The sequence below is a fragment of the Amycolatopsis echigonensis genome (assembly GCF_014174495.1).
Taxonomy (GTDB): Bacteria; Actinomycetota; Actinomycetes; order Mycobacteriales; family Pseudonocardiaceae; genus Amycolatopsis; species Amycolatopsis echigonensis.
In genome coordinates this window covers 1-26,112 of the sequence record NZ_JACJHR010000027.1, presented here as the reverse complement: position 1 = coordinate 26,112, position 26,112 = coordinate 1, and the positions used below count along the sequence as shown (strand labels likewise).

Below are 26,112 nucleotides of genomic sequence, written 5' to 3'. Positions count from 1 at the left end.
TAGTTACTGAACACTCGCGCGGCGTTTCGGTTTCCGGTCCAGCCACAGCTGCGCCGCGATCAGCGCGACCGTCCAGCTCACCCACGCCCCGAGCGCCGCGATCGACTGCGTCAGCGCGATCTCGCTGCCGCCGAAGGTGGTGGCGACCTGCGGTCCCAGGAAGATCGCCGCGACCGGGCCGATCAGGCGGTTGAGAATGATCGACATCGTCAACGCGAAGCTGCGGATCATCCAGCGCCGGTGATCGCCGAACCGGCGTTCGCGAGCGGCGCGGAAGCCTGCCCACGTCGTGCCGAGCCACAGCACCGCGAGCAGCACGTCGCTGGCCCGCGTCACCGGCCCGTACGGAGTCGCCGCGCCGATCGTCAACGCCAGCAACCCGGACGGCAGAACACCAGCGAACACGTACGCGCGGCCCGAATAGCGGTGCAGCACCGGGTGCTTCCGCCGGATCCACGGCCAGATCTGCACCAGCGCGGTCACCATCGCGATCGATCCGAACACGACGTGCCCCACCAGGAAAAGATAGTGCGCGGGGAAAGTCGACGGCACCCGCGACCGCGCCGGGTCGAACGCCAGATACGGCGGCAGCGAATACGCCAGGAACGCGACCACCACCAGTCCCAGCGGCCCCACCCATGGTCGCCGCCACCAGTGCTTCCGCGGCTCGACCCGTACCGTTCGCTCCGCCGCGGGCGTCGCCCGCGTCGGTCGAAGATCCGTCCCCGCCGTCATGTCGGCCTCTCTCCTGTCGTCCGGTCTCGGCTGGCACTTCCGAACGTAGGACGGCCGCTTCCGCCGAACCATGGTGCCGGCTGGCGTCACCGCGGTGGGGACAGCCTTACCCTCGGCCAGGTGACCCCCGCACCCTCGGTGACCATTGCCGCAGAGGTCCAGACCAGGCATACTTCTCCTACTTTGTTGCCCGCCACAACAAAGCGTTCATCCTCGTCCTAGGTTCCTCCCCGAAACCGAGGTGACAACGCATGTCCCGTTTCCTCAGACGTCTCCCCGCCGTCCTGGCCGCCGCCGCGCTGCTGGCGCTCGGCCTCCAGACCGCCCCGGCTGTGCTCGCCCCGCCCACCGCGGCCGCCGCGGACAGTTTCACCGACGATTTCAACGGCCCGGCCGGAGCCGCCGCCGACGCGTCGAAATGGACCTACGAAACCGGTGACAACAACGGCAACAACCACGAACGCCAGTGGTACACGGCGGGCGCCGCCAACGGCGCGCTCGACGGCCAAGGCCATTTGGTGATCACGGCCAAACGCGAGAATTCCGGCCACACCTGCTGGTACGGCGCCTGCCAGTACACCTCCGCCCGGCTCAACACCGCCGGGAAATTCAGCCAGGCCTACGGCCACGTCGAGACCCGGATGAAGATCCCGCGCGGCCAGGGCATGTGGCCCGCCTTCTGGATGCTCGGCGGCGGAAACTGGCCCGCCGACGGCGAAATCGACGTCATGGAGAACATCGGCCGCGAGCCGAACATCGTGCACGGCACCATTCACGGCCCCGGTTACTCCGGCGCGGGCGGCATCGGCGCGGCGTACAATGGCCCCGTCTTCGCCGACGATTTCCACACTTACGCCGTCGATTGGTCGCCGAACAAAATCGTCTGGTCTGTCGACGGCAACGCTTACGAAACCCGCACCCCAGCCGATCTGAACGGCAACCGCTGGGTCTTCGACCACCCCTTCTACCTGATCCTGAACCTCGCGGTCGGCGGCGACTGGCCCGGCGATCCGGACGGCAGCACGCAGTTCCCGCAGCAGCTGGTCGTCGACTACGTGCACGTGACCACCAGCGGCACCGGCGGGTCGACCGGCCGGATCATCGGCATCGGCGGCAAATGCGTCGACGTGCCGTGGGCCAATCCGGCCAACTTCACCCAGCTGCAGATCACCGACTGCAACGGCAACGCCGCGCAGGACTGGACCGTCGGCGGCGACGGGACCATTCGTGCGCTCGGCAAATGCATGGACGTCAAATACTCCGGCACCGCCGACGGCACGCCAGTGCAGATGTACGACTGCAACAACAGCGACGCGCAGCAGTGGGTCGTGACCGCGGCGCACGACATCGTCAACCCGCACGCGAACAAATGCCTCGACGCCGCCGGGGTCAGTTCGGCCAACGGGACGAAACTGCAGTTGTGGACGTGCACCGGCAACGTCAACCAGAAATGGTCGGTGAACCAGTAGTCGTCCACTGTGGACGAAGTGCGGACGGCGGGCCGTAACCTCCCCCCGGTGGCTACGGCCCGCCGCGAACGCCGCGCGGGCCGGGCGGGAACCAAGGTCGACCGCCCGGCCATCGGCCGCCGTCCGCGCGTCGGCTGGGGGTCCCGGCGCCGGGGCGGCTTTCACACGGCCCACTGCCGACGGTAGCCAGACCGCGTACGCCGTGGAGCCTTCCGCGGCCCAGGAGGGGCCGAACGGCCATTCTCGCTGCCTTCCCGGGCAAACCGGCCGGTCGCGGCCGAACCCGTCAGCGAGCCTCGGCGAGCCCGGGCAACTCCGCGTAGGCCTCGACCAACTGCGCTTCAGCGTCGTCGAGGTAGACGGCGAGCATCTCCGCCGTACGGATCCCGTCGCCGGTGGCGAGGACGTCCAGGATTTCGTGGTTCCGCGGCAGATACCGCTCATGAAAGCGGCGCGGGTCCGCCATCACATGGAACACCAGCCGCAGTTCCGCGGCGAGCGCCTGCATCAGCTCGACGATGCGCTCGCTGCCGGTGAGCGCCGCCAGTTCCGCGTGGAAACGGATGTTCGCGGTACCCAGGTCCTGCCACTGCGCGTGCTTCGCCGCCCGGTCGCCGTCCGCGACGGTGCTGGCGATCTTCTCGAACGCGGCCGGCTTCTCGGTCACGTCGCGAACCGCCGCGCATTCGATGATCTTGCGGACGCGGTAGATGTCGCGCACGTCCTCGACACTCGGCACCCGCACGAACACCCCGCGGTTCAGCTCGTGCACCAGCAGCCGTTCGTGCGTCAGCAGCCGGAAGGCCTCACGGAGCGTGTTGCGCGAGACCCCGAGCGCGTTGACGATGTCCTGCTCCGAAAGCCGCGCTCCAGGCCGGAAGTACCCCTCCGAAACGCGCGTGCGCAGCACACCCGCGACTCGTTCCGCGGTGCTCGTCCGGCCGAGCAGGCCGCGATCCGCTTCCAGGCCCATCGGCTCTCCGTCGGTGACCACGTCGCCCAGCGTAGCCAGCGGACGATGAACAATAAAATGAGGGACTTGTGGAATTGTTGAACAATCCGTACGGTAGCGGCCATGTGACTCGTGCCACCATGAGTACGTCCCCCTTGTGAGGTGCCCTATGAACGTCAACGTCGCCGACGGCACCGCGAACGCGGCCCGCCCGTTCGGCTGGTATCGCTCGCTCGGCCGCAAAGGCCGCCGCGCCTTCCTCGGCGCGTTCGGCGGCTACGGCCTCGATTCGTTCGACTACCAGACCCTCCCCTTCGGCCTGGCCGCGATCACCGCCTACTTCGGCATCACGTCCGGCGAAGCGGGCCTGCTCAGCACCGTCACGCTGGTCGTGTCCGCGATCGGCGGCGTCGGCGCCGGCGTGCTCGCCGACCGCATCGGCCGCGTCCGCACGCTGCAGCTGACCATCGCGATGTACACGATCTTCACGGTGCTCTGCGGTTTCGCGCCGAACTTCGAAACGCTGCTGATCTTCCGCGGTCTGCAGGGGCTCGGATTCGGCGGCGAGTGGGCGGTCGGCGCCGCACTGGTCGCCGAGTACTGCTCGGCCAAGTACCGCGGCCGCACGGTGGCGTTCGTGCAGAGCGCGTGGGCGGTCGGCTGGGGCCTGCTGGTGCTCGTCTACACCGTGCTGTTCAGCGTGCTCGACCAGGCGATCGCGTGGCGCGTGCTGTTCTGGGTCGGCGTCATTCCGGCGCTGCTCGTGCTGTGGGTCCGGCGCAGCGTGGAGGACGCCCCGGAGGCAGCGGCCCGCCGGGTTTCGGCCAAGGTCAAAGGCTCGCTCGCCGGGATTTTCCGGCCGAAGCTCCTGCGTACCACCGTCTTCGCCGCGCTCCTCGCGACCGGCGTCCAGGGCGGCTACTACACGCTGTTCACCTGGATGCCGAAGTACCTGCAGAGCAGCCGCGGCCTGTCCGTGGTCAACACCGGCGGCTACTTCGCGCTGCTGATCCCGGGCGCGTTCATCGGCTACGTCTGCGGCGGCTACCTCACCGACCTGCTCGGCCGGAAGAAGACGTTCCTGCTGTTCTCCGTCGTCTCCGCACTGCTGATCGTGCTGTTCGTGCAGCTGCCCTACGGCGCGAACGGCCTGATGCTGCTGATCAGTTTCCCGCTCGGCTTCTCGACTTCGGCGATTTTCAGCGGCTTCGGCGCGTACCTCGCCGAGCTGTACCCGACCGAGTTGCGCGCCACCGGCCAAGGCTTCACCTACAACTTCGGCCGCGCCGTCGGGGCCGCTTTCCCCGCGGTGGTGGGCTTTCTGGGTGCGGGCGGCGCGATCGTGCTCGGCGCGGTGGGCTACGCGATCGCCGCGGCGGCGCTGCTCGGGCTGCCGGAAACGCGAGGCAAGGAACTGGTGGAGGTGCCGTCATGACCTCAGCGCCTCGTGAGCGGCAATCCCGGTTAGAACCGTCATCAGCACTCACGACGTCCCCCGCCCAGGCCCGCTCCCTCTTCCGTGCCGGTCTGGAAGTCCCCACCACAGGCTGGGCGGCTGGTTACGCACAGACCAATCTGATCGCCGTCCCGGAGGACTGGGCCGACGACGTACGCGAGTTCTGCGCTCGCAACCCGCGGCCGTGCCCGGTGCTCGACGTCAGCGAACCCGGCGACCCGACGACCCGGCTCGCGCCCGGCGCGGACCTGCGCACCGACCTGCCGCGCTACCGGGTCTGGCACAACGGCGCGTTGACCAGCGAAATCCCCGACGCCACCGGGGTGTGGCGCAGTGACCTGGTCGCGTTCTCCATCGGCTGCAGCTTCAGCTTCGAGACGTTGCTGCGCGCCGCGGGCATCCCGCTGCGGCACGTGGAGCAGGGTCGCAACGTCTCGATGTACGTGACGAACCGGCAGGGCGAACCGGCGGGACGGCTGAGCGGCCCGATGGTGGTGTCGATGCGGCAAATACCGGAAACCCTGGTCGAGGACGCCGTGCGCGTCACCGCCGCGATGCCCGCGGTGCACGGCGCCCCGGTGCACGTCGGCGACCCGGCCGAACTGGGCATCGCCGACCTCGCCCGGCCGGATTTCGGCGATCCGGTCGACGCCGAGCCCGGTGACGTGCCGGTGTTCTGGGCCTGCGGCGTCACCCCGCAGGCGGCGCTGATGGCGTCGCGGCCGCCGTTCGCCGTCACGCACGCCCCCGGGTACATGTTCTTGACCGACCAACCCGATCGCGATTACCAGGTGGGATGACATGGACCTCAACAGCGACCTCGGCGAAGGCTTCGGCGCCTGGACCATGGGCGACGACGAAGCCATGCTCGACATCGTGACCAGCGCGAACATCGCGTGCGGCTTCCACGCGGGCGACGCCAGCGTGATGCGGCGAGTGTGCGAACGCGCGGCCGAACGCGGCGTCGCCATCGGCGCGCACGTCGGCTACCGCGACCTGGCCGGCTTCGGCCGTCGCGCGCTCGACATCGCGCCGGAAGACCTCGCGGACGAAGTGCTGTACCAAATCGGCGCTCTCGACGCCTTCGCGCGCGCGGCACACAGCTGCGTGCGGTACGTGAAGGCGCACGGCGCGCTGTACAACACCGCAGCCGTCGATCCGGAGCAGGCGGCGGCACTTGTCGAAGGCGTACGGCGCTATCACACCGATCTGGCACTGCTGTGTCCTCCGGACTCCGAAATGCTGCGCGCGGCTCAAGCGGCGGGCGTGCCTGCGTACGCAGAAGCGTTCGCCGATCGCGCGTACACACCGGAAGGACGACTGGTGTCGCGCAAACTGCCAGGTGCGGTGCTGCACGACGCTGACGAAGTCGCCGCGCGGGCGCTCACCATGGCGACCACGGGCGAGGTCGTCGACGCCGAAGGCGGCAAGCTCACGCTGCGGGCGGATTCCCTTTGCGTGCACGGAGATACGCCTGGCGCGGTCGAGCTGGCCCGACGGATTCGCGAACTGCTCACCGAGTCCGGCGTAGTGCTGAGGTCGTTCGTGTGAGCACAGTGCTGCGCTACGGCCGTTCCGCGTTGCTGGTGGAGGTCGATGACGTGCTCGGGTTTCAGGCGGCCTGCGAAGCCGCCCAGCCCGAGGGCGTCGTCGAGCTCGTCCCCGCCGCACGCACCCTGCTGGTCCGGTTCGACCCGGCCCGCACCGATTCCGCCGCGTTGACTCGTTCGCTTACTTCGCTGTCCACAGTGGATGTTTCTGCGCGCTCGGCGGACACCGTCACCCTGCCGGTGCGCTACGACGGTGCCGACCTGGCGGACGTCGCCCAGGCTACCGGGCTGTCGGTTTCCGAGGTCGTACAACGACATTCAGCGGCCATCTACGTCGCGGCGTTCTGTGGGTTCGCGCCTGGTTTCGCCTACCTGACCGGCCTCGATCCGGCGTTGCACCTGCCGCGCCGCAGCACGCCGCGCACGCGCGTGCCAGCGGGAGCGGTGGCGATCGCCGGCGAATACAGCGCGATCTACCCGCATCCGTCGCCCGGCGGCTGGAATCTGCTCGGCCACAGCGACGCGGATGTGTGGGATGTCGGGCGAGAGCAGCCGAACCTGCTGGTACCGGGCACCCGAGTGCGGTTCGAGGCGATCCGGTGACCGGGAAGATCGAGATCCTCGAGACCGGCCCGTTCGCGACGGTGCAAGACCTCGGACGGCCCGGGTACGCGGCAGTCGGCGTGGGGCGGTCCGGCGCAGCCGACCGAGGTTCGCTGAAGCTGGCGAACCGGCTCGTCGGCAACCCGGAAACGCACGCGGCCCTGGAGGTCACCCTCGGCGGCCTGCGGTTGCGGGTTTCCGAACACGCAGTCGTCGCGGTCACCGGCGCGCCGCTGCCGATCCGCGCTGGCGGACGGGCTGCCGCCGTCGGCGCGCCGATCATCCTGCGCCCGGGAGACGAACTCGAACTCGGCGTCGCGTCGCTCGGTCTGCGCAGCTACCTCGCGGTGCGCGGCGGAATCGACGTGCCGCCGGTGCTCGGCGCACGGGCCACGGACACGCTGGGCAAACTCGGCCCGCCCGTCCTCGCGGCGGGCACGTCGCTGCCGATCGGCTCGGTGGCACAGGGCGACCCCTGTGTCGATCTCGCCCCGCTGCCCCGGCTTGCCGAAGAACCCATCCTGCGCCTGGAACCCGGACCGCGACTGGACTGGTTCACCCCGTCCGCACTGTCCACTTTGCTCACTGGCGCCTACACCGTGACGAGCGACCTCGACCGCGTCGGCGTCCGGCTGGACGGACCGGCGCTGACCCGCGCCCGCGTCGGCGAGCTGGCCCCGGAAGCCGCCGTTCCCGGCGCGCTCCAGGTGCCGCCGTCCGGGGTGCCGATCCTGTTCCTCGCCGACCATCCGGTGACCGGCGGTTACCCCGTCGCCGCCGTCGTCGACGAGGACGATCTGGACCTCGCCGCCCAGCTCCGGCCCGGGCAACGCGTCCGGTTCACCGCCCGGACACCCGCAGCGTCAGGTTGAGCCTCCCGGTCAGGCCAAGATCCGGATCCGCTGTGCCGGGCAGGGTTTTCGGCACCCCGTGGAACGCCAGCCGCGACGGGCCGCCGAACACGAACAGGTCGCCCGAGCGCAGTTCGACGTCGGTGTACGGCCGGTTTCGGTGCTCGGTGTTGCCGAAGCGGAACACGCACGTGTCGCCGAGGCTCAGCGAGACCACCGGCTCCGTCGAATGCTCGTCTTTGTCCTGGTGCATGCCCATTTTGGCGGTGGCGTCGTAGTAGTTCACGAGCGCCACGTCGGGCTGGTAGTCCTCGGCTGGCCGGCCGTAAGCGTCGGCGAGCGCGCGGCGGCCGAGGTCGGCCAGCCAGTCCGGGAACGGCTCGACTGGCGAACCGTCCTCGCGCAGCCGGTCGTAGCGGTACGGCCGCCACTGCCAGCCGAGACAGACCGTGCGGACCGACATCACCCCGCCGCCCGGCAGCCGGGTCGACCGGTAACCGCGCCAGCCGCGACAGGCCGTGACGAGGTCGCGTTGTTCTTGAACGGTGAGCCAATCCGGGACGTGCACCGCACCCGGTGCGATTTCCCGGCGCGGACGCGGCAGCAGCTCCATCACGCCGCTCCGCGGCCGGCGGCCGCAGGAGTCACCCGGACGGGCGCTCCTGCGGCGGTTTCCCCTCGCCACTTGCCGCCAAGCTTCGGAGAATTCCACACCGCAGCGGGTCCCGCCAGGTCTCGGTCAGCTACAACTCGGACTCGGTTGCCGGCCGCCATTCGTCACCCGAACTCCACGACGGTCACCCCGGCCCGGGCAGGCACCGGATCGCTCATCGCGGCGAGCGCCGCTGGCACCCCGTCGAGCCCGATCCGCGTGCCGATCAACCCGGCCAGATCGATGCCCGACCGCTCCACCACCCCGAGCAATTCGGGGTATTCGTACGCCTGCAGCCCATGGATCCCGACGATCTCCAGCTCGCCACCGACCACCCGGTGCATCGGAATCGGCGGCACTCCCTGACTGGGCGGCATCAACCCGGCCTGCACGTGTCGGCCGCGCTTGCGCAAGCTGCCCACCGAAGCCGCACAGGTGGTCGGAGAGCCGAGACAGTCCAGCGACACGTGCGTACCGCCTTCAGTGCGCTCACGGACGTACGCAGCCAGCGCCTCCGGCCCATCGAACGCGCTGGCGTCGACACTCAGCACGGCGCCAGAACGCTCCGCCAACGCACGCGCCTGCGGCGAGACGTCGACCGCAACCACCTTCGCGCCCGCAGCGGCCGCGAGCAGGACCGCGGAGATGCCTACGCCGCCACAGCCGTACACAGACACCCACTGCCCCGCGCGTACGCCGCCCTGGCGCAACACTGCGCGGAAAGCCGTCCCGAAGCGGCAACCGAGTGCGGCAGCTTCCGCCGACGACATCGAGTCCGGCAACGCGACCAGGTTCGTCTGGGCATGCTCGATGGCGACCAGCTCGGCGAACGAACCCCAGTGGGTCGCGCCGGGCTGGAACTCGTCGTCGCAGATCTGCTGGTCGCCCTTAGCGCACTGCGCGCAAACGCCGCATGCGCACACGAACGGGACGGTCACCCGGTCGCCTTTCGCCCAGCCCTTGACGCCCGCGCCGACCTCGACGATCCGCCCGGCGAGTTCGTGCCCGGCCACATGCGGCAACTGGACCGCCTCGTCGTGCCCCTGCCAGGTGTGCCAGTCGCTGCGGCACACCCCGGTCGCCTCGACCGCAATGACGACCCCGCCGTCGGGGGTCACCGGATCCGGTACTTCCCGCACTTCCGGAAGCACCCCGAACTTTTCGATCACGACCGCACGCATGGGTCTGATCGTAGAAGCCGCCGGTTTCGGCCTCGGCGCGCGATGCCGAAGCCCGGCGCGTTCACGGGACGGGCCTTGGCGAACGCGGCGGACGGCGGCGCGCGGGCGTCGGGATACGCCGGCGCGCTTCGCCGTCCGCCGCGGCCGGGCGCGCTCAGGGGAGCGGCTGGCCCGGCTGATGGAACTGGCCGCGCGGACGCGGCGGGCCGAGCAGCCTGCGCAGCGACCCGTCCGGGACGCCGAGGATCTGCTCGAGATTTCGCAAGGCTCGCAACGATTCCGGGCGTTCCGGGCGGCAGCGTCCGGATTGCCAATGGCTCAAGGTCGCGAGACTAACCGTCGTTCCCCTTCCCCGCAGCCGATATCTGATGCGTTCCAGGCCGAGCCCGCGGGCCCGGATGGCCGCGCGCAGCGCTTCGGCGAACGGGCCGGTTTCGAGCAATTGCCCGAGCTCCCGTCCGCTTGTCCTCCCCCGGTCGATCGTCGGTGTTCGCTGACCGGTCATCGCACACGCTCCGAACCACGTCGCTGGGAAACCTCGGAGCGTAGGCCGGACAACGCATGATCGGAAGGGCTTTCACCCTTGTGCGGACAGTGCCCGGGCAATCGCGGCGAACGGTTCCGCATAGCCGGAATTGACCGTGACACAGGAAATCCCCCACCGCTCTCGCCAGCGGAGAAGCATTTCCCCAGCGGCGTCAGGGTTTTCTGGTACCACGGTGACCGCTTTTTCCTCGACCAGCTGAGGTATGTCGACCCCGGTGTAGCGCGCGAGCCGGGGAGAAGGCTTGTCCCCGATCGCGGTGAGATTCACCGCCACTTCGACGTCCCGGTCTCCCGCGAACGAGCGAAAAGTGTCCACAATGGAGTCAGCCTGCTCCTCGGTGGTGCGCGGTCCCCAGGCGAACGTCACGACGTCGGCGGTGCGCGCGGCGAGCGCGAGCATTTTGGGCCCGGAAGCCGCGAGCATGAGCCGGGGCCGCTCGGGGCGCTGCGCGAGCACCTCGATCGTGTCGGCCAGCCGGGCGACGCGTTCGCCGGGCGAAAGGAACTCGCGGCCCAGCGTCGCGGCGTGCTCGCCCGCTCCGGGATGGCCGACGCCCAGCCCCAGCAGGAAGCGGCCGCCGGTCGCCTGATGCAGCGAACCGGCCTGCCACGCGAGGTTCCGGGCGTCGCGGAACGGATCGGCCAGCACGAAGGTGCCGACGGTGAGCTTGCTCGTGACCGCGGCGGCGGCCGGAACGAGCGTCAACGGGTCGAGCCCGCCGACCGGGTCGGTCGCGAACATCGTGTCGAGACCCAGTTCCTCGATCCGGCGGGCCTGCGCGGTCCAGGACTCCAGATCCGGGGCGTACCCGGCGACGATGCCGAAGCGGAACGGCTTGGTAGTGGTCATGCCGACCATCGTCGGCGGACACACGGCCGGGCACATCCGCCCGGCAGCGACACTCGCGCGTACGCCCCTCAGCGCAGGGTGACCGACAACGCCTGCGCGATCTCCTTGCCGATGGCGTGCGTGGCCGCGTCCGGCGGCTGGCCGACCTTCACCACCATCGGCCCGCCGAACGGCTGCCGCTCGACCACCTCGATGCGTTCGCCGAGGCCGATCGCGTGCTCGGTGAGGTAGCGCAGCAGGTCCGGATCGGTGTCCCAGACGCGGACGATCTCGCCGACCGCACCGGGCGGCAGGTCGTCCAGAATGCGCATCGGGAGTTCCTCGACGCTGCCGTCCGGAGCCGGGATCGGATCGCCGTGCGGATCGCGCACGGGGTTGCCGAGCTTGGCCGCGATGCGCTCGACGAGCCGGTCGGAGACGGCGTGTTCCAGCGCGTCGGCCTCGGCGTGCACCTCGTCCCAGGTGTAGCCGAGTTCGGAGACGAGATAGGTCTCGATCAGCCGGTGCCTGCGCAGCACCGACCGCGCGAGCTGCCGTCCCTCCGAGGTCAGCTCGATGCCGCGGTAGGGCACGTGCGCGACCAGGCCGAGCTGCGAAAGCTTCGTGACCATGCCCGACGCCGACGACGGGCTCACCTCAAGCCGACCGGCCAGCGACGCGTTGGTGACCGCCTCGCCCCGCTCGACCAGCCCGTAGATCACCCGCACGTAGTCCTCGACCGACGACGACCTCCGGACGGAACCATCTCCCATGCCGCATACGATACGGGGCCCAGCCCGCGGGGGTCGGCCGGTCAGGGCCGCCAGCGGTAGCGGATCCAGCCCGGCACCGGCTCCGCGCCGAGCTGCGCGTAAAAGGCCTCCGCTTTCGCGTTGCCCGCCTGCATGTCCCATTCGACCCGGCCCGTCGTGCGGGCGCGCAGTGCGTCGAGCAGTTCCCGGCCCAGCCCGTGCCTGCGGTGCTCCGGGCGGATGAACAGGTCGTCGAGCCAGATGCCCGGACGGCCCTCCCACGTGGAGAAATTCCAGCTGCAGAAGGCGAACCCGGCGATGACGTCCGGGCGTCCCGGCGGCGTGCACATCAGCACCCACGCCTTGGGTTCCGGACCGAACAGGTGACCGCTCATCTCGGCGCGGTCGAGTTTGAGGTCGTGCTTCTCCTCGTAGACCGCGTGTTCCTCGATGAGGCTGCAGATTTCCTCGACGTCCTCGAAGACGGCGTCGCGAACGGGCATCGGGCGCCCCTTTCTTGTCGGTGGTGGCGGCTACGGTGCGGGAATGACTGAAGAGCGGTTCGAAGACCTCGTCGACGAGCTGCAGCTCTGCCCAGGCGTCACGCCGCCCCGGCCAGGGCGCGGCTTCTGTTCGCACGCGCTGAAGGTGCACGGGCGGATCTTCGCGATGTTCGTACGCGGCGAACTCGTGGTGAAGCTGCCGAAGGCGCGGGTGGACGAGCTGGTGGAGGGCGGCCACGGCGTGCGCTTCGACGCGAACAAGGGCGTCCCGATGAAGGAGTGGTTCGCGATGGATCCGGAGTCTCCGCTGGAGTGGAGTGCGGTGGCGAGGGAGGCGATGGCATTCGTAGGCAGCTGAACCGGCATTTCGATCACCCGGCCTCGTAACGGAGCTCGCCGCCCACCGCGGTGCCGAGCACCCGTGCTTCCTCCACTGTGGACAGTGGGTCCGCGGACAGCACCACGAAGTCCGCGAGCTTCCCCGGCTCCAGCGTGCCGAGGTAGCTTTCCGCGAAGGTCGCGTAGGCCGAGCCGTACGTGTAGGCGCGCAGGGCCTCCGCCGGGGTCAGCGCTTCCTCCACCGAGAACGGTTCGCCGGTGGACATCTGGCGGTGGACCATGTCGGCGAGGCCCAGCAGCGGGGCGCCGTCGACGACGGGGCGGTCTGAGCTGGCGGGCAGGACGCATCCGGCGTCGAGGAGGCTGCGGAGGCGGTAGCACCACGGCACCCGCGCTTCGCCGAGTGCCGCGCGCATGCCGTCGCCCAGTTCGTTCACGAACCGGCCCTGCGGGGACGCGATCAGGCCCAGTGACGCCAGACGGGTCAGCTCCGCGGGCGGGAGCACGGCGCAGTGCTCGATGCGGTGCCGGTGGTCGGCGCGCGGGGTGGCGGCCAGGGCGGCTTCGTAGGCGTCGAGGACGACCGTGATGGCTCGGTCGCCGATGGCGTGGGTCGCGATTTGCCAGCCGGCGTCGTGCGCTTGGCGGATGGTGCGCGCCAGTTCGTCCTCGGGCACCTGGAAGTAGCCGCGGTTGTCCGGTTCGCCGTCGAACGGTTCGTGCATCGCGCAGGTGCGGCCGACCAGCGAGCCGTCGGCGAAGAGCTTCATCGGGCCGATGCGCAGCCACTCGTCGCCGAGGCCGGTGCGCAGGCCCAGGTCCAGACCGAAGCCGGCGCCGTCGGGCAGGTCGTGCAGCACGCTCGCGGCGACCATCACCGTGCTGCGCACTCGCAGGACGCCGCGTTCGCGCGCGAGCTGGTACGCGGCCAGCTCGGCGGGCGTTTCGCCGACCAGGCCACCGCCGATTCCGGCTTCCTGGACGCTCGTGATGCCCTCGGACAGGTACTGCTGGCTCGCCCGGTCAAGGCCGCGGATCACCGATTCGAGCGGCGTCGGGTACGTCAGCGGGCGCAGCAGCAGTTGCGCCTGCTCCCGCAGCAAACCGGTCGGCGAGCCGTCGGAGGACAGGACCACGTCGCCGCCGACGGGGACGTTCTCGAGGTCAAGCTGGTCGAGCACCGCGGAGTTGACCAGCGTCATGTGGCCGGACGTGTGCTTGAGCCGCACGAGCATGCCGGGCGCGGCACGGTCCAGGCCGTGCCGGTCGGGATGCTCGCCGCCGGCGAGTTTGTTCTGGTCGTAGCCGCTGCCGACGACCCAGCTCCCGGCGGGCAGCTCGGCCGCGCGCCGCGCCACCGCGTCGTACACCTCGTCGACGGTGCGGCAGTCGCTGAGCGGCACGTCGTCCAGGCCCATCCCGAACCAGGCCATGTGGTTGTGCGCGTCGTGGAAGCCGGGGGCGACGAAACCCCCGCCGAGGTCGACGCGGCGGCGGGCGGACAGTTCGCGCGCGTCGTCGCCCAGCGCCACGATCCGGCCGTGCAGCACCGCGAGCGCGGTGTCGCCGGTGACCAGCCTGGCGTTCTCGTACACCGCGTCAACCTGCATGCCTTCGACACTATCGATCGATCGATCGAACGTCTAGGCTCACCTCCATGAGCACCGTGGACCTGGCCGTCGAAGGCGGCATCGCGCAGATCCGGCTGAACCGGCCCGAGCGGCTCAACGCCGTCGCGCCCGTGCTGGTGGACGACTTTCTGACCGCGCTGGAGGAGGTCGCGCACAGCGACGCCCGCGTCGTGCTGCTGTCGGGCAACGGCCGCGCCTTCTGCGCCGGGCACGACCTGAAGGAACCCACCCCGGAGGGGGACTCCCGGACGAGGCTGGAGCGGCTCCAGGACGTCACGCGCCGGCTGCGCGCGCTGCGTCAGCCGGTGATCGCCGCCGTGCACGGGTACGCGATCGGCGCGGGCGCGGAGTTCGCGCTGGGCTGCGACCTGATCCTGGCCGCCGAGGACGCGGTGTTCGCGTTCCCCGAGGTGTCGCTGGGGCTGAGCGTCACCGGTGCCGCGTCGAGGCTGCTCCCGCTGCTGGTCGGGCCGGTCAAGGCCAAGGAGCTGCTGCTGCTCGGCGAGCGGATCGACGGCCGTCGCGCGCACGACATCGGGCTCGTCAACGCCGCGCTCCCGGCGGACGAGCTGATGCCGTTCGCGCTCGGCTGGGCGGAAAAGATCGCGCATCACCCGCCGGAGGCCGCCACGATGGCGAAGCGGGCGCTGGACGCCGGGATCGACCACGCCTTCGATTCGGCGCTGGAACTCGAGGTCACCCACGCTTTGATCACCGAGCACTCGGCCGCCGTCCGCGAGTCGACCGAAGCGTTCCGGAGCCGGGCGTGACGCCGCTGCAGAACGTCGACACCCTGGTCGCCCTGGTCACGCGGGCCGCGCAGCTCTGGCCGGAGCGCACGGCGTGGATCTTCGACAGCACCGGCGCCCGGTTCACCTTCGCCGAGGTCGACGACCGCAGCGGACGCCTGGCGAAAGCGCTCCAAGACCAAGGCGTCCAGGCAGGCGATCGCGTAGCGGTGATGCTCCGCAACGAGCCGGAATTCCCGCTCCTGTGGCTCGCGCTCGCCAAACTCGGCGCCATTCTGGTCCCGGTCAACATCAACTACCGCGAATTCGACGGCGCGCACGTCTTGCGCCACTCCGGCGCACGACTCGCGGTAGCCGCCGAAGAGTTCGTGGAACTGCTGGAGAAAATCGCGCCGGAAACGGCTGTGGAACGCGTCCTCACGCCGGACGCGCTTCAGTCGGAAACGTGCTGCGAGCCGCGATCGGTGGTCGCCGAACAGCCGGTCAACATCCAGTACACCTCGGGCACGACCGGCGCGCCGAAGGGCTGCGTGCTGCCCCACCGGTACTGGACCACGCTCGCGATCGGACTCGCCACCGGCTTCCCCGCCGTCGGCGAAGACGACATTCTGCTTACCGCCCAACCGTTCCACTACATCGATCCACAGTGGAACGTCGCGCTCGCGCTGGCCGCCGGGGCAACGCTCGTCGTGCTGGACCGCTTCCACCCGTCCACCTTCTGGGCGAAGGTCCGCGAGTACGAGGTCACCTGGTTCTACTGCCTCGGCCTGATGCCCACGCTGCTGCTGCGCCAGCCGCCGCATCCGGACGACCGGAACCACCGCGTCCGCGCGATCAGCGCGTCGGCGATCCCGCCCGACCTGCACGCTCAGCTGGAGGAACGCTGGGGCGTGCCGTGGTACGAGGCGTTCGGGATGACCGAGACCGGCGGCGACCTCCGGGTGTCCGAGGCCGATCACGACGCCGCGGTGGGCACCGGCTGCATCGGACGGCCGACCCGCGACCGCGAGGTGATGATCGCCGGAGAGGACGGGAAACCGTTACCGCGCGGCGAAACCGGCGAACTGCTGATCCGCGGCATCGGGCTGATGCACGGTTACCACGAAGATCCCGAAGCGACCGCACGCGCCTTCGCCGGCGGCTGGTTCCACACCGGCGACCTCGCGCGGATGGACGCCGAGGGCCGCGTCTACTACCTCGGCCGCACCAAGGACATGATCCGGCGCAGCGGCGAGAACATCTCCGCCGACGAGGTCGAGCGCGCGCTGCTGCAACATCCGAAAGTGCAGCTCGCGGCCGTGCTCGCGGTGCCGGACGAGCTGCGCGGCGAGGAAGTGAAGGCGTACGTCGTGTGCTCCGACGGCCGGCCGTCGCCCGAGGAGCTGGCGGAGTTCTGCGCGCGGCAGCTGGCGTACTTCAAGGTGCCGAGGTTCTGGACGTTCGCGGACGACCTGCCGCGCACCCCGTCCGAACGCGTCGCGAAGGGCGAGCTGCGGAAGGTCGCCGACCTCCGTGCCGGCTCCTGGGACCGCAGCACCGGGGAGTGGCAGTGAGCAGCGCCGAACGAGTACGGGCGGCGGCCGTGAAACTATTCGCCACCAAGGGTTTCCACGGCACAGGCATCCGGGATCTGGCCCAGGAAGCCGAACTTTCTTCGGCGACGCTCTACCACTACATGGGCACCAAGGAAGATCTTCTCGTCGAGATCATGACGACCTCGCTGCTCCGCCTGATCGACGCGGTCGCGAAGGCCACCGCGGGCAGCGACGATCCGGTGGTCCGGATGCGCACGCTGGTCGCGCTGCACGTCCTCGCGCACGCCGCCCAGCCGGGCGAAACCCGGGTGGTGGACAACGAAGTCGACGCGCTCTCGGCTCCGGCGCGTGCGCGAGTGGTCGCGCTGCGGGACGAATACGAGCGGTACTGGGCCAAGGCGATCGAAGACGGAGCCGCGGCGAATGTGTTCCACACCGCACAGCCGGCCGTGACGCGGCTCGCATTGCTGGAAATGTGCAGCGGCGTGGCCAGATGGTATTCCCCGAAGGGCCCGCTCAAGCTCGAAGACCTGGCCACGCACTACGCGGAACTGGCCTTGCGGGTGCTCGGGCATCCGGTCGCGGTGCGTGCGCAGGACCTCCGGCAATGCCTCGAAGTGGTCGCCCAGGTGTGGGACTTGCCTGTCCAAGAGGGCTTTTAGCGCTGTACGCCTTGCTCAGACGGCGAACGTGGGGGACGCTCGAAGGGTGACTGAGCAAACGATCCAACTCGAACTGGACGACTCGGGACTCTCGCCTGGCCTGCCCGCACCCTCAAACCCGCGCGATCAGGTCCAGGACGTGCCGTATCGACCAGTCGAGTTTCGTGACGACGACCTGCCCAGCGCGCTCGAGCGCTGTGCAGTATGGCTGCGCCAAGCGCAGGAGTGGCTGGGAGAACCGCTCGACGTCCTCGCGATCCACCTAGACTACGACGAGCGACAGGGTTCGCCCTACTACGACGTGAAATTGCTGTGCAACGAGGAGGACCTAGCCGGGGTCCCCATCGCGATGCGCAACAAAGACAAGTCGTAACACTCGTTATCCAGCCGCGAAGGCCCTCTCGGACTCCGAGGGGGCCTTCGCCGCGTCCGGGATAGGGGCATGACAAACCTCGGCGCGCCCCGGCAAGATCGGAGGCGGACGAGGGAGGGTACGCCGGTGACCGAAATCGTGGTGCGCTGGTCCGAACCGCTGGCCGCGGAGGATCGCTACCTGAAGCTGCTGGACGACCTGGAGCGAGGCCGCTACGACGCGTACCGGCTCGAAATCGACCAGCGCCGTTTCCTGACCGGCCGGGTGCTCGCGAAGACCCTCGTCGCGGAACGGCTCGGGGGCGCGGCTGAGTCCGTGCGCTTCGACGCGACCTGCGACGACTGCGGCAAACCGCACGGCCGTCCGCGCGTGCCGGGCTCGGACCTGGTGCTGTCGATTTCGCATTCGGGCACTCTGATCGGTCTCGCGGTCACCGACGGGGTGCCAGTAGGCCTCGACGTCGAAACGGCCACCCGCAGGGCGGACGCCTCGCTCGTGGAGTACGCGCTGAGCCCGGCCGAGCAGGAAGCTGTCGCGGGTCTGTCGGACGAGGAGCGCTCGGCAGCCTTCTTCATCTACTGGACGCGCAAGGAAGCGGTGATGAAGGCCACCGGCAAGGGCCTGAAGATCCCGCTCCAGAGCATCACGTTCTCCCGCTACGACGCTCCCGCCGAGCTGGTGGCGTCCGGCGACGAAGCACTCGACCCCGCGCGCACCCGGCTCGCCGACCTCAAGGCGGCCGACGGGCACCGGGCGGCGGTGGCGGCGCTGACCGCGGACAGCCTGAGCGTCACCGAGGAGCACTGGCTGCCGTAAGCCTCACGAGGCGCTGTCGTCCAGCCCCATCGCGCCGAGCAGCGTGCGGAACTTCGCGATCGTCTCCTGGTACTCGGTGTCCGGGTCCGAGGCGGGCACGATGCCGCCGCCCGCGAAGAGCCGCATCGACTTCTCGGCCACTTCGGCGCACCGGATCGCGACGGCCCATTCCCCGTCTCCCGCCGCGTCCACCCAGCCGACCGCGCCCGCGTAGTACCCGCGGTCGAACGGCTCCAGCTCCTGCACGAGGTCGCGCGCGGCGACGGTCGGGGTGCCGCAGACCGCCGGCGTCGGGTGCATCGCGGCGGCGAGATCGAGGGCGGTCACCGACCGGTCCGCCAGCTCGCCGGTGATGGACGTCCGGAGATGCCAGATCGCGGGCGTGGAGACCAGCTCAGGACCCGCGGGGACGTCGAGCTTGCGGCAGAACGGCCGCAGCGACTCGATGACGTAGTCGATCACCAGGTCGTGCTCTTCCCGGTCCTTCGCGGACGCGAGGAGGGCTTCGCCGTTGGCCCGGTCGGTCTCCGGATCAGCCGAACGAGGCATCGACCCGGCGTGCGGGGTCGTGTACACGGAGTCGCCGGTCCGGGAAAGCAGCAGCTCAGGGGTGGCCCCGACGAGCGTGCGCTCGCCGGGCAGTTCGGCGGCGTAAGTGAAATGGCGCGGATTGCCGCGCGCGAGGTTGCGCACGATCGCCTCGACCGGGATCGGCGCGTCGAATTCCAGCTCGAGCGCACGGGCCAGCACGGCTTTGCGCAGGTCACGGTCGCGCAGGGCGGCGACTGCTTCCCGCACGTTCTCGCGGTGGCCGTCGGCGGACGGGAGCCGCCGCGTGGCCACCGGGGCGGGCAGGTCGGCGGCGGGCGGCGCGGCCGAGGTCTCGGCTTGCGCGTGGGCGCGATGCACCGCCCGGGGCAGCACGAGGTGCCCCGGCGAGGCAGCGCCGGGTCCGGTGTCGAACGGCAGCACGCCGACGGCGAGCGGCACGCCGGATCGGTCCAGCTCAGCGGCTGCCGAGCGGGCGAGGCGGCGAGGGTCGGCGTCGGTGACGGTCCCGAGCGCGCCGCGGGCGAGCAGGGCGCGCCGGGCGGTCGCGAACAAGAAGTCGCCACGCTGGTAGCGGACGGTGGTCTCGGCCGGGGTCGCCGGCGCGGTACTGGTCGTCACTCCACCAGCGTCTCAGGATCCGGGAGCGCCGCGGGGAAAGTGTCGCCGGTGCAACACCTCGCGCACCTTCCCCGCGGCCGCCGGATCAGCGTTACTTGAGCGCGTCGATCAGCGCTTCGCGCTGCCGTTCGCCCAGGCCAGCGGCCCGGCGGTCGGGGTCGATCCCCGCCTGCTCGAGCAGCGCGGCGACCTTGACCGCGCCCAGGCCGGGCACCGCCTTGAGGAGCTGCGTGACCTTCGTCTTGCCGATGGTCTTGTTCTCCTTGGCCTGCTTGAGCACCGACTCGATGCTCTCCTTGCCGGACTTGATCGAAGCGAGCAGCTCCGAGCGCGCCTTACGAGCCTCTGCCGCCTTGGCGAGGGCCTCGGCGCGCTGCTCCGGAGTCAACGTGGGCAGAGCCAACGTAATGTCCTTTCCTCTCAGGTCTCCGCTTTCGCGGCCGACGGTCTCAGCCGATGCTTGCAGCTGCAAGCGCTGGCCAGCCGTCACTTACCACGGCCCCAGTAAACGCCACGTGCGCGCGGTCCGCGCAACCGACACGCACTTATCACCCGTCGACGGGCGCGGCGGACCTGCGCGAGGGGACCCCTCGCGACCTGTGGAAACGGCCCGGAAGGGCGCATTTTCGGCCCTATTACCTCACCCGAACGAGAGTGTATTTCAACGCAGTTAACACAACGCGTTTTCTTGCCCCGCAACAGAAACCGCGACAGAAGTGGATCATGAAAGAGCGGGGCCGCCACCCGATGGCGGGAGAGGGCCGACAAGCCGTGACCGAACTTGTTCGTGCCCGATCCGGCGGTTCCGCATTAGAGTCGGGCGCACCCCAGTTCACCGGCGAACGAGCACCACGGGAGTCACCCATGTTGAGCACGATGCAGGACGGACAGCTGTCGCTCGCGAAGCTGCTGCGCCACGGCACGAAGGTGCACGCCAAGAGCGAAGTCGTCACCTGGACCGGTTCAGAAGCCCGCCGGGAGACCTACGCGGAGCTCGGCAAGCACGCCGCCCGGCTGGCGAACGCGCTGCGCGGTCTCGGCGTCACCGGCGACCAGCGGGTCGGCACGTTCATGTGGAACAACGCCGAGCACCTCGCGGCCTACCTGGCAGTGCCCGCCATGGGCGCGGTGCTGCACACGCTGAACATCCGGCTGTTCCCGGAGCAGCTGGTCTTCGTGGCGAACCACGCGGAGGACCACGTCGTCATCGTCGACGGCACGCTCGTGCCGCTTCTGGCGAGCAACCTGCCGGGGATGAAGACGGTCAAGCACGTGATCGTGGCGAACGGCGACGCGTCCGCGCTCACCGCGCCCGAGGGCGTCACCGTGCATTCCTACGACGAGCTGCTGGCCGCGCAGCCCGACGAGTTCGACTGGCCGGAGATCGACGAGCGATCGGCGGCCGCGATGTGTTACACGTCCGGCACCACGGGTGACCCGAAGGGCGTCGTCTACTCGCACCGGTCGATCTGGCTGCACTCGATGCAGGTCTGCATGACCGACAGCATGCGGCTCGCCCAGGAAGACCTCGCGCTCGCGATCGTGCCGATGTTCCACGCGATGTCGTGGGGCCTGCCGTACGCGGCGATGATGGTCGGCGCGTCGCTGCTGATGCCGGACCGGTTCCTGCAGCCCGCCCCGATCGCCGCGCTGCTGGCCGCGGAGAAGCCGACCTTCGCCGCCGCGGTGCCGACGATCTGGCAGGGCCTGCTCGCGCACCTGGACGCGAACCCGCAGGACATCAGCCACGTGCGCGAGGTGGTCGTCGGCGGGTCGGCCGCGCCGCCGTCGCTGATGCACGCCTTCGAGGAGCGCTACCACGTGCCGATCCTGCACGCGTGGGGCATGACCGAGACGTCGCCGCTGGGCAGCGTCGCGCGTCCGCCCGCCAGCTCGACCGGCGAGGAGCGCTGGGCCTACCGCTACACCCAGGGCCGCTTCCCGGCGTCCGTGGCGGCGCGGCTGATCGGCGACAACGGCGAGGAACTGCCGTGGGACAACGAGGCGGTCGGCGAGCTGGAGGTGTCCGGTCCGTGGATCGCCGGCGCCTACCACGGCGGGTCGGATGTCGACCCGGAGAAGTTCCACGACGGCTGGCTGCGCACCGGCGACGTCGGCAAGATCAGCCCGGACGGCTTCCTGACCCTGACCGACCGCGCCAAGGACGTGATCAAGTCCGGCGGCGAATGGATCTCGTCGGTGGACCTGGAGAACGCGGTGATGGGGCATCCGGCGGTCGCCGAGGCGGCGGTGGTCGGCATCCCGGACGAGAAATGGGACGAACGCCCGCTGGTCGCGGTCGTGCTCAAGGAAGGCCAGCAGGCCACCGCTGAGGAACTGCGCGAGTACCTGTCGGACAAGGTCGCGAAGTGGCAGCTGCCGGAGAACTGGACGTTCGTGGAGGAGGTGCCCAAGACGAGTGTCGGCAAGTTCGACAAGAAGCGGCTGCGCGCGTCCTACTCCGAGGGAAAGCTCGACATCTCACACCTCTGAGCGGTAAATCTCCGGCGAGTTGTCGGCCTGGGAAGGGTTCCGTGAGGGAATCTGATGCGGGGCAAGGAGCCCTTCCCAGCACGTCGGAGGAGAACTGGGGATGCAGCAGCGGAGCAGGAGGGCGTTCCTGTCGTTGGCGGGAACGGCGGCACTGGGCGGCCTCGCGGCCGCGTGCGGGTCGAACACCGGGCGGCCGGGGGACCCGCCGCCGTCCACGGCGATGTCGGCGGGAGTCTCGACGCCGTCGCCGGCCCCGAAGGTCACGCTGCAGCAGTGGTACCACGCCTACGGCGAGGACGGCGTGCAGGAAGCCGTCAAGAACTACGCGGCCAGTTACCCGGGCGCGAAGGTCACCGTGGTGTGGAACCCCGGCGACTACGACTCGAAGATCGTCACCGCGCTGCAGAACAGCCCGGTGCCGGACGTCTTCGAGGCACAGGTGAAGATCGACTGGGTCCGGCAGAACCAGGTGGTGGCGCTCGACGACATCATCGGACCGGTCAAGAACGACTTCAGCCCCGCCGTGCTCGCCGCGCAGACGGTGGAGGGCAAGGTCTACGGCATCCCGCAGGCCACCGACACGCAGGTCCTCTTCTATCGCAAGAGCATGCTGCAGGCCGCCGGCGTGCAGCCGCCGCAGACGGTGGACGAGCTGATCGACGCCGCGGGCAAGCTGTCGAAGGACGGCGTGAAGGGCTTCTTCGCGGGCAATGACGGCGGTGTCGGCACGCTCACCGGGCCGCTGCTGTGGTCTGCCGGACTGGACTACCTGAAGAACAACAACCGCGAGGTCGGCTTCGACGATCCGCGTGCGGCCGCCGCGTTCAGCAAGCTGCGCGCGTTGAACACCAGCGGTTCCCTCCTGCTCGGCGCGCCCGCCGACTGGTCGGATCCGGGCGCGTTCGTCGACGGGCTCTGCGCGATGCAGTGGACCGGGCTGTGGAACGTCCCGAAGATCCGCGACGCGCTCAACGACGACTTCGGCGTGCTGCCGTTCCCGAAGCTGGACGACAGCGGCAAGCCGTCGGTTCCGGTCGGCGCGTACGGCGCGATGGTCAACGCGAAGAGCGCGCACGTCAACGAGGCCAAGGCGTTCGTGAAGTGGCTGTGGATCGACCAGACCGACAGCCAGCTGGAGTTCGCCACCCGCTACGGCTTCCACGTGCCCGCCCGGCAGAGCCTGATCGACAAAGCACAGACGCTGCAGAGCGGTCCGGCCGCGGACGTGGTCAACTTCGTCAAGGAGAACAGCCACCTCATCGGCGGTCCAGTGTGGACGCAGACCTCGAACACCGCGCTGTCGGACGCGGTCGCGAAGATCGCCAAGGAGGGCGCGGACCCGGTGGCGCAGACGAAGGCCGCGGTCACCGTCGCGCAGGCCGAGCTGAAACGCCTGTTCGGATGAAGCTGTCCCGGAAAAGCCGGGACACGGTGGCGTTCTGGGGGTTCGTGGGTCCGTTCCTGCTCGGCCTGGCGATCTTCGCCTACGTGCCGATCGGGTGGAGCCTGTACCTGTCGTTCTTCGACGCGCGCAATACGGTCACCCCCAGCGTCTTCGTCGGACTGGACAACTACGCGCACATGCTCTCCGACGGCCCGTTCGTCGCGAGCCTGGGCACATTCAGCGTGTTCGCGCTGTTCATCGTGCCGCTGACGTACGTGCTGTCGCTCGCCTTGGCGGTCGGCGTGAACCAATTGCGGTTCGCGCGGGCGTTCTTCCGCTCGGTGTTCTTCCTGCCGTTCGCGTGTTCGTACGTGGTGGCGTCGCTGATCTGGAAGACGTCGCTGTTCTCCGGCGTCCGCTACGGTCTCGCGAACACCGTGCTCGGCGTCTTCGGCATCGACCCGGTGGCGTGGACCGGCACCGTGCACCCGCCGCTGTATTGGGTGGTGCTGGTGACCGCTCGGCTGTGGCTGCAGCTCGGCTTCTACATGATCCTGTTCCTCGCTGCGCTGCAACGGATTCCGCGACATCTGTACGAGGCGGCGTGGCTCGACGGCGCGAAGCCGGGCTGGCAGGTTTTCCGGCACATCACGCTGCCGCAGCTGCGCGCGACGTCGGTGGCCGTGCTGCTGCTGAACCTGATCAACGCCTATCAGGCGTTCGACGAGTTCTACAACATCATGGGCGATTCCCGGGGTTATCCGCCGTTCGCGCGGCCGCCGCTGGTGTACCTCTATTACACGTCGCTCGGCTCCGGCGGCCAGGATCTGGGCCGCGGCAGCGCGGGCGCGATCATCCTGGCGCTGCTCATCGCCGTGGTGACTCTCCTGCAGGGCAGGCTTTTCCGGTTCGATCGGAGCGCGACATGATCCGCGCGGTGTTTCGCTGGACGGCGCTCGCGGTGTCCGCGATCCTCTTCCTGCTGCCGTTCTACCTGTTGCTGCGCAACGGCCTCGCGTCCCGTGCGGAGATCACCGCGCCCGGCTGGACGCTGTGGCCGAAGCAGATCCACTGGGAGAACTTCACGAAGCTGTTCGACCAGCAGGACGTGCCGTTCGCGCGCAGCATCGTGAACTCGGTGGTCGTCGCGGTGCTGCAGACCGTCGGCCTGCTGGTCGTGTGCTCGCTCGCCGGCTACGGCTTGGCGCGCGTGCCCTACCGCTACTCGAAGCCGGTGTTCTACGCGGTGCTGGCGACGCTGATGATCCCGACGTCGGTGACGTTCGTGCCGAGTTTCGTGGTCGTGTCGACGCTGGGCTGGCTTTCGGATTTCCGCGGCCTGGTCATCCCGGGCCTGTTCAGCGCGTTCAGCGTTTTCCTGTTCCGGCAGTATTTCCTGGACTTCCCGAAGGAACTCGAAGACGCCGGCCGCGTCGACGGCCTGTCCCGGTGGGGCGTCTTCCGCAAGATCGTGGTGCCGAACTCGCGCGGCTTCTTCGCCGCGATCGCGGTGATCACCGTGATCGGCAGCTGGAACGCGTTCCTGTGGCCGCTGATCATCGCGCAGTCGCCGGACTCGTGGACGGTGCAGGTCGCCCTGTCCGGACTGCTGACCGCACAGAACCCCCAGCTCAACCTGCTGTTCCTGGCCGCGGCGCTGTCGATCCTCCCGATCGTGGTGCTCTTCGCGTTTCTCCAGCGCTATCTGGTGCGCGGCGTCACCGAATCTGGGTTAAAAGGCTGAAAACCGTCACATCGCCCGGCCACCGCGCGTAACGTTTCGCCGTTAGCCGCCGACGACTCACCGTCGCCACAGTCGCAGGAGTGCACCCATGACGGACCCGTATCAGCAGCAGCCCTACCCCGGCCAGGACCCGGCGCAGGGCCATCCGTCCGGTCCGGTGCCCGCGCCCGGATATCCGTCCGGGCCTACGCCGGCGCCGGGCTACTCCTCCGCGCCGGTGCCCTATGGAGCGCCGATGTACGGCTCGCCGTACGCCGCCCCGTACCCGGGAGCCGTGCCGCTGAAGACGAGCGGGCTCGCGGTGGGCGGCATGGTGGTCGGGATCGTCGCGCTGATCTTCTTCTGGGTCCCGTTCTTCGACGTGGTCGCGGCGATCACGGCGATCGGGCTGTCCTGGGCCGGGATGGTGCAGGCCGGGAAGCCCGGGTGGACTGGGCAGGGGATGGGGATCGCCGGACTGGTGTGCGGGATTTTGGCCGCGATCCCGGCGGTGATCTTCTTGATCTGGTTCTTCGTGTCGTTGTCCGCGGTGGGGGCTACCTGCGCGTTCTACTGCTGAGGGGTCTACTGCCGAGGGGTCTTGGGGCCTGCTCGTCGCCTGGCGGCGACATTGCATGCGGGTGTGCGTGGGGCACCCCGAAGCTTGATTGTGCTGACGGTTCAGGGGTGCTTGTCAAGGCGGGAAAGATGCCTTGACAAGCACCCCTGAACCGCAGAGGAGGCTTCGTATCGGGGTGCGGGGGTGGTGTGGGTGCCTCGATTGTTGGGTGCGGTGGCGGCGGCTTCTTGGGGGACGGTTGGTCGCGAGGGGGCTCTTGGGGGGAATCAGGGTCCGTGAGAGTGGCCCTCAGGGACGGGCTGTGGGTGGTGATCTCCCCCTCCGTTCGGCGGTAGTGGCACCCGTCGTCGTGTGACAGAGTCTCCCGCGTTGTCACGGCGAATGTGAGAGAGCTTCGCGTTCTGCTCCGGAGTAGTTCACCGAGGCGTCATGGGCGTCCGGGAGCGTGCTGGGGCACGGCGAGACGGGGAGTGAGACATGGCGGAACTGACCAGGCGGGCGTTCACCACCGCGGGCGTGGCCGGAGTGGGGTTGCTGCTCTGCACTCCGACGGCCAACGCGCTGGACCGTGCGTTGGC

28 protein-coding genes are annotated in these 26,112 nt (G+C 69.5%); 17 read left to right on the top strand and 11 right to left on the bottom strand.

Going from position 1 to position 26,112, the window contains the following annotated elements:
- Nucleotides 1-3: 3 nt before the first annotated feature.
- Nucleotides 4-735, bottom strand: coding sequence for a DUF2306 domain-containing protein (locus H5411_RS19930; RefSeq protein ID WP_183124612.1), 732 nt, complete (start codon nt 733-735; stop codon nt 4-6).
- 251 nt (nt 736-986) lie between these two features.
- Here H5411_RS19930 and H5411_RS19925 point away from each other — a divergent pair, with 251 nt between their 5' ends.
- Nucleotides 987-2,204, top strand: a complete 1,218-nt coding sequence (locus H5411_RS19925; protein WP_183124611.1) for a glycoside hydrolase family 16 protein — start codon at nt 987-989, stop codon at nt 2,202-2,204.
- 286 nt (nt 2,205-2,490) lie between these two features.
- On the opposite strand, the gene H5411_RS19920 is transcribed toward H5411_RS19925, so the two are convergent.
- Nucleotides 2,491-3,177, bottom strand: a complete 687-nt coding sequence (locus H5411_RS19920; protein WP_183124670.1) for a GntR family transcriptional regulator — start codon at nt 3,175-3,177, stop codon at nt 2,491-2,493.
- A gap of 148 nt (nt 3,178-3,325) precedes the next feature.
- On the opposite strand from H5411_RS19920, the gene H5411_RS19915 reads away from it, so the two are divergent.
- Genes H5411_RS19915 through H5411_RS19895 form a run of 5 tightly spaced genes read left to right on the top strand, consistent with a single transcriptional unit; the run spans nt 3,326 to nt 7,637 of the window.
- Nucleotides 3,326-4,591: an MFS transporter gene (locus tag H5411_RS19915; protein ID WP_183124610.1), complete on the top strand. Its 1,266-nt coding sequence runs from the start codon at nt 3,326-3,328 to the stop codon at nt 4,589-4,591.
- Nucleotides 4,588-5,412: a putative hydro-lyase gene (locus H5411_RS19910; RefSeq protein WP_183124609.1), complete on the top strand. Its 825-nt coding sequence runs from the start codon at nt 4,588-4,590 to the stop codon at nt 5,410-5,412. Before H5411_RS19915 ends, H5411_RS19910 begins: the two co-directional genes overlap by 4 nt.
- 1 nt (nt 5,413) lies before the next feature.
- Nucleotides 5,414-6,163 (top strand): LamB/YcsF family protein, encoded by a 750-nt coding sequence (locus H5411_RS19905; protein ID WP_101437424.1) that lies wholly within the window; start codon nt 5,414-5,416, stop codon nt 6,161-6,163.
- A complete protein-coding gene (locus H5411_RS19900; protein ID WP_183124608.1) occupies nt 6,160-6,765 on the top strand; it encodes a 5-oxoprolinase subunit B family protein in 606 nt (201 codons plus the stop codon). Before H5411_RS19905 ends, H5411_RS19900 begins: the two co-directional genes overlap by 4 nt.
- On the top strand, nt 6,762-7,637 hold the full coding sequence (locus H5411_RS19895) for a 5-oxoprolinase subunit C family protein (protein WP_183124607.1): 876 nt from the start codon (nt 6,762-6,764) through the stop codon (nt 7,635-7,637). Before H5411_RS19900 ends, H5411_RS19895 begins: the two co-directional genes overlap by 4 nt.
- On the opposite strand, the gene H5411_RS19890 is transcribed toward H5411_RS19895, so the two are convergent.
- From H5411_RS19890 to H5411_RS19865, 6 genes are all read right to left on the bottom strand, one after another.
- Nucleotides 7,606-8,229, bottom strand: a complete 624-nt coding sequence (locus H5411_RS19890; protein ID WP_220817176.1) for an alpha-ketoglutarate-dependent dioxygenase AlkB family protein — start codon at nt 8,227-8,229, stop codon at nt 7,606-7,608. The two genes, H5411_RS19895 and H5411_RS19890, sit on opposite strands and share 32 nt — an antisense overlap.
- 164 nt (nt 8,230-8,393) lie before the next feature.
- Nucleotides 8,394-9,449, bottom strand: coding sequence for an alcohol dehydrogenase catalytic domain-containing protein (locus tag H5411_RS19885; RefSeq protein WP_101437420.1), 1,056 nt, complete (start codon nt 9,447-9,449; stop codon nt 8,394-8,396).
- Between the two features lie 154 nt (nt 9,450-9,603).
- The gene (locus tag H5411_RS19880; RefSeq protein ID WP_101437419.1) at nt 9,604-9,954 is read right to left on the bottom strand and encodes a transcriptional regulator; all 351 of its coding nucleotides are present in this window, start codon (nt 9,952-9,954) and stop codon (nt 9,604-9,606) included.
- 72 nt (nt 9,955-10,026) lie between these two features.
- Nucleotides 10,027-10,845 (bottom strand): LLM class flavin-dependent oxidoreductase, encoded by an 819-nt coding sequence (locus H5411_RS19875; RefSeq protein WP_167441985.1) that lies wholly within the window; start codon nt 10,843-10,845, stop codon nt 10,027-10,029.
- A gap of 68 nt (nt 10,846-10,913) precedes the next feature.
- Nucleotides 10,914-11,597: a metal-dependent transcriptional regulator gene (locus H5411_RS19870; RefSeq protein ID WP_101437417.1), complete on the bottom strand. Its 684-nt coding sequence runs from the start codon at nt 11,595-11,597 to the stop codon at nt 10,914-10,916.
- Between the two features lie 41 nt (nt 11,598-11,638).
- On the bottom strand, nt 11,639-12,079 hold the full coding sequence (locus H5411_RS19865) for a GNAT family N-acetyltransferase (RefSeq protein ID WP_101437416.1): 441 nt from the start codon (nt 12,077-12,079) through the stop codon (nt 11,639-11,641).
- Between the two features lie 43 nt (nt 12,080-12,122).
- Here H5411_RS19865 and H5411_RS47675 point away from each other — a divergent pair, with 43 nt between their 5' ends.
- Complete coding sequence (locus tag H5411_RS47675; RefSeq protein WP_183124605.1) at nt 12,123-12,437, top strand: hypothetical protein; 315 nt, start codon at nt 12,123-12,125, stop codon at nt 12,435-12,437.
- Nucleotides 12,438-12,450: 13 nt separating this feature from the next.
- On the opposite strand, the gene H5411_RS19855 is transcribed toward H5411_RS47675, so the two are convergent.
- Entirely contained in the window at nt 12,451-14,028 is a 1,578-nt protein-coding gene (locus H5411_RS19855; protein WP_183124604.1) for an amidohydrolase, read from the bottom strand.
- A gap of 47 nt (nt 14,029-14,075) precedes the next feature.
- Here H5411_RS19855 and H5411_RS19850 point away from each other — a divergent pair, with 47 nt between their 5' ends.
- The 5 genes from H5411_RS19850 (at nt 14,076) to H5411_RS19830 (ending at nt 18,184) form a co-directional block, all read left to right on the top strand.
- Entirely contained in the window at nt 14,076-14,819 is a 744-nt protein-coding gene (locus H5411_RS19850; RefSeq protein WP_183124603.1) for an enoyl-CoA hydratase/isomerase family protein, read from the top strand.
- Nucleotides 14,816-16,351, top strand: a complete 1,536-nt coding sequence (locus tag H5411_RS19845; protein WP_183124602.1) for an ATP-dependent acyl-CoA ligase — start codon at nt 14,816-14,818, stop codon at nt 16,349-16,351. Before H5411_RS19850 ends, H5411_RS19845 begins: the two co-directional genes overlap by 4 nt.
- Nucleotides 16,348-16,995 (top strand): TetR/AcrR family transcriptional regulator, encoded by a 648-nt coding sequence (locus H5411_RS19840; protein ID WP_183124601.1) that lies wholly within the window; start codon nt 16,348-16,350, stop codon nt 16,993-16,995. The genes H5411_RS19845 and H5411_RS19840 overlap by 4 nt, the downstream gene beginning before the upstream one ends.
- 46 nt (nt 16,996-17,041) lie before the next feature.
- The gene (locus tag H5411_RS19835; RefSeq protein ID WP_009083750.1) at nt 17,042-17,368 is read left to right on the top strand and encodes a hypothetical protein; all 327 of its coding nucleotides are present in this window, start codon (nt 17,042-17,044) and stop codon (nt 17,366-17,368) included.
- Between the two features lie 126 nt (nt 17,369-17,494).
- Complete coding sequence (locus H5411_RS19830) at nt 17,495-18,184, top strand: 4'-phosphopantetheinyl transferase family protein (protein WP_183124600.1); 690 nt, start codon at nt 17,495-17,497, stop codon at nt 18,182-18,184.
- 3 nt (nt 18,185-18,187) lie between these two features.
- Here H5411_RS19830 and H5411_RS19825 read toward each other — a convergent pair whose 3' ends face one another.
- Both H5411_RS19825 and mihF read right to left on the bottom strand, forming a co-directional pair.
- Nucleotides 18,188-19,354: an isochorismate synthase gene (locus H5411_RS19825; RefSeq protein ID WP_183124599.1), complete on the bottom strand. Its 1,167-nt coding sequence runs from the start codon at nt 19,352-19,354 to the stop codon at nt 18,188-18,190.
- Nucleotides 19,355-19,445: 91 nt separating this feature from the next.
- Nucleotides 19,446-19,757, bottom strand: coding sequence for an integration host factor, actinobacterial type (gene mihF / locus H5411_RS19820; RefSeq protein WP_050788348.1), 312 nt, complete (start codon nt 19,755-19,757; stop codon nt 19,446-19,448).
- Between the two features lie 461 nt (nt 19,758-20,218).
- Between mihF and H5411_RS19815 the strand changes: the two genes are divergently transcribed.
- The 5 genes from H5411_RS19815 to H5411_RS19795 all read left to right on the top strand — a co-directional run bounded on the left by H5411_RS19815 (nt 20,219) and on the right by H5411_RS19795 (nt 25,534).
- Nucleotides 20,219-21,847, top strand: coding sequence for a long-chain fatty acid--CoA ligase (locus tag H5411_RS19815; RefSeq protein ID WP_101437409.1), 1,629 nt, complete (start codon nt 20,219-20,221; stop codon nt 21,845-21,847).
- A 100-nt stretch (nt 21,848-21,947) separates the two neighbouring features.
- Entirely contained in the window at nt 21,948-23,252 is a 1,305-nt protein-coding gene (locus H5411_RS19810) for an ABC transporter substrate-binding protein (RefSeq protein WP_183124598.1), read from the top strand.
- Nucleotides 23,249-24,160, top strand: coding sequence for a carbohydrate ABC transporter permease (locus tag H5411_RS19805; protein WP_101437407.1), 912 nt, complete (start codon nt 23,249-23,251; stop codon nt 24,158-24,160). The genes H5411_RS19810 and H5411_RS19805 overlap by 4 nt, the downstream gene beginning before the upstream one ends.
- Nucleotides 24,157-24,975 carry a carbohydrate ABC transporter permease gene (locus H5411_RS19800; RefSeq protein WP_167441984.1) on the top strand — a complete coding sequence of 273 codons (819 nt, stop codon included), beginning with the start codon at nt 24,157-24,159 and terminating at the stop codon, nt 24,973-24,975. Before H5411_RS19805 ends, H5411_RS19800 begins: the two co-directional genes overlap by 4 nt.
- An 88-nt stretch (nt 24,976-25,063) precedes the next feature.
- Nucleotides 25,064-25,534, top strand: coding sequence for a hypothetical protein (locus tag H5411_RS19795; protein WP_101437406.1), 471 nt, complete (start codon nt 25,064-25,066; stop codon nt 25,532-25,534).
- Nucleotides 25,535-26,112: the final 578 nt, after the last annotated feature.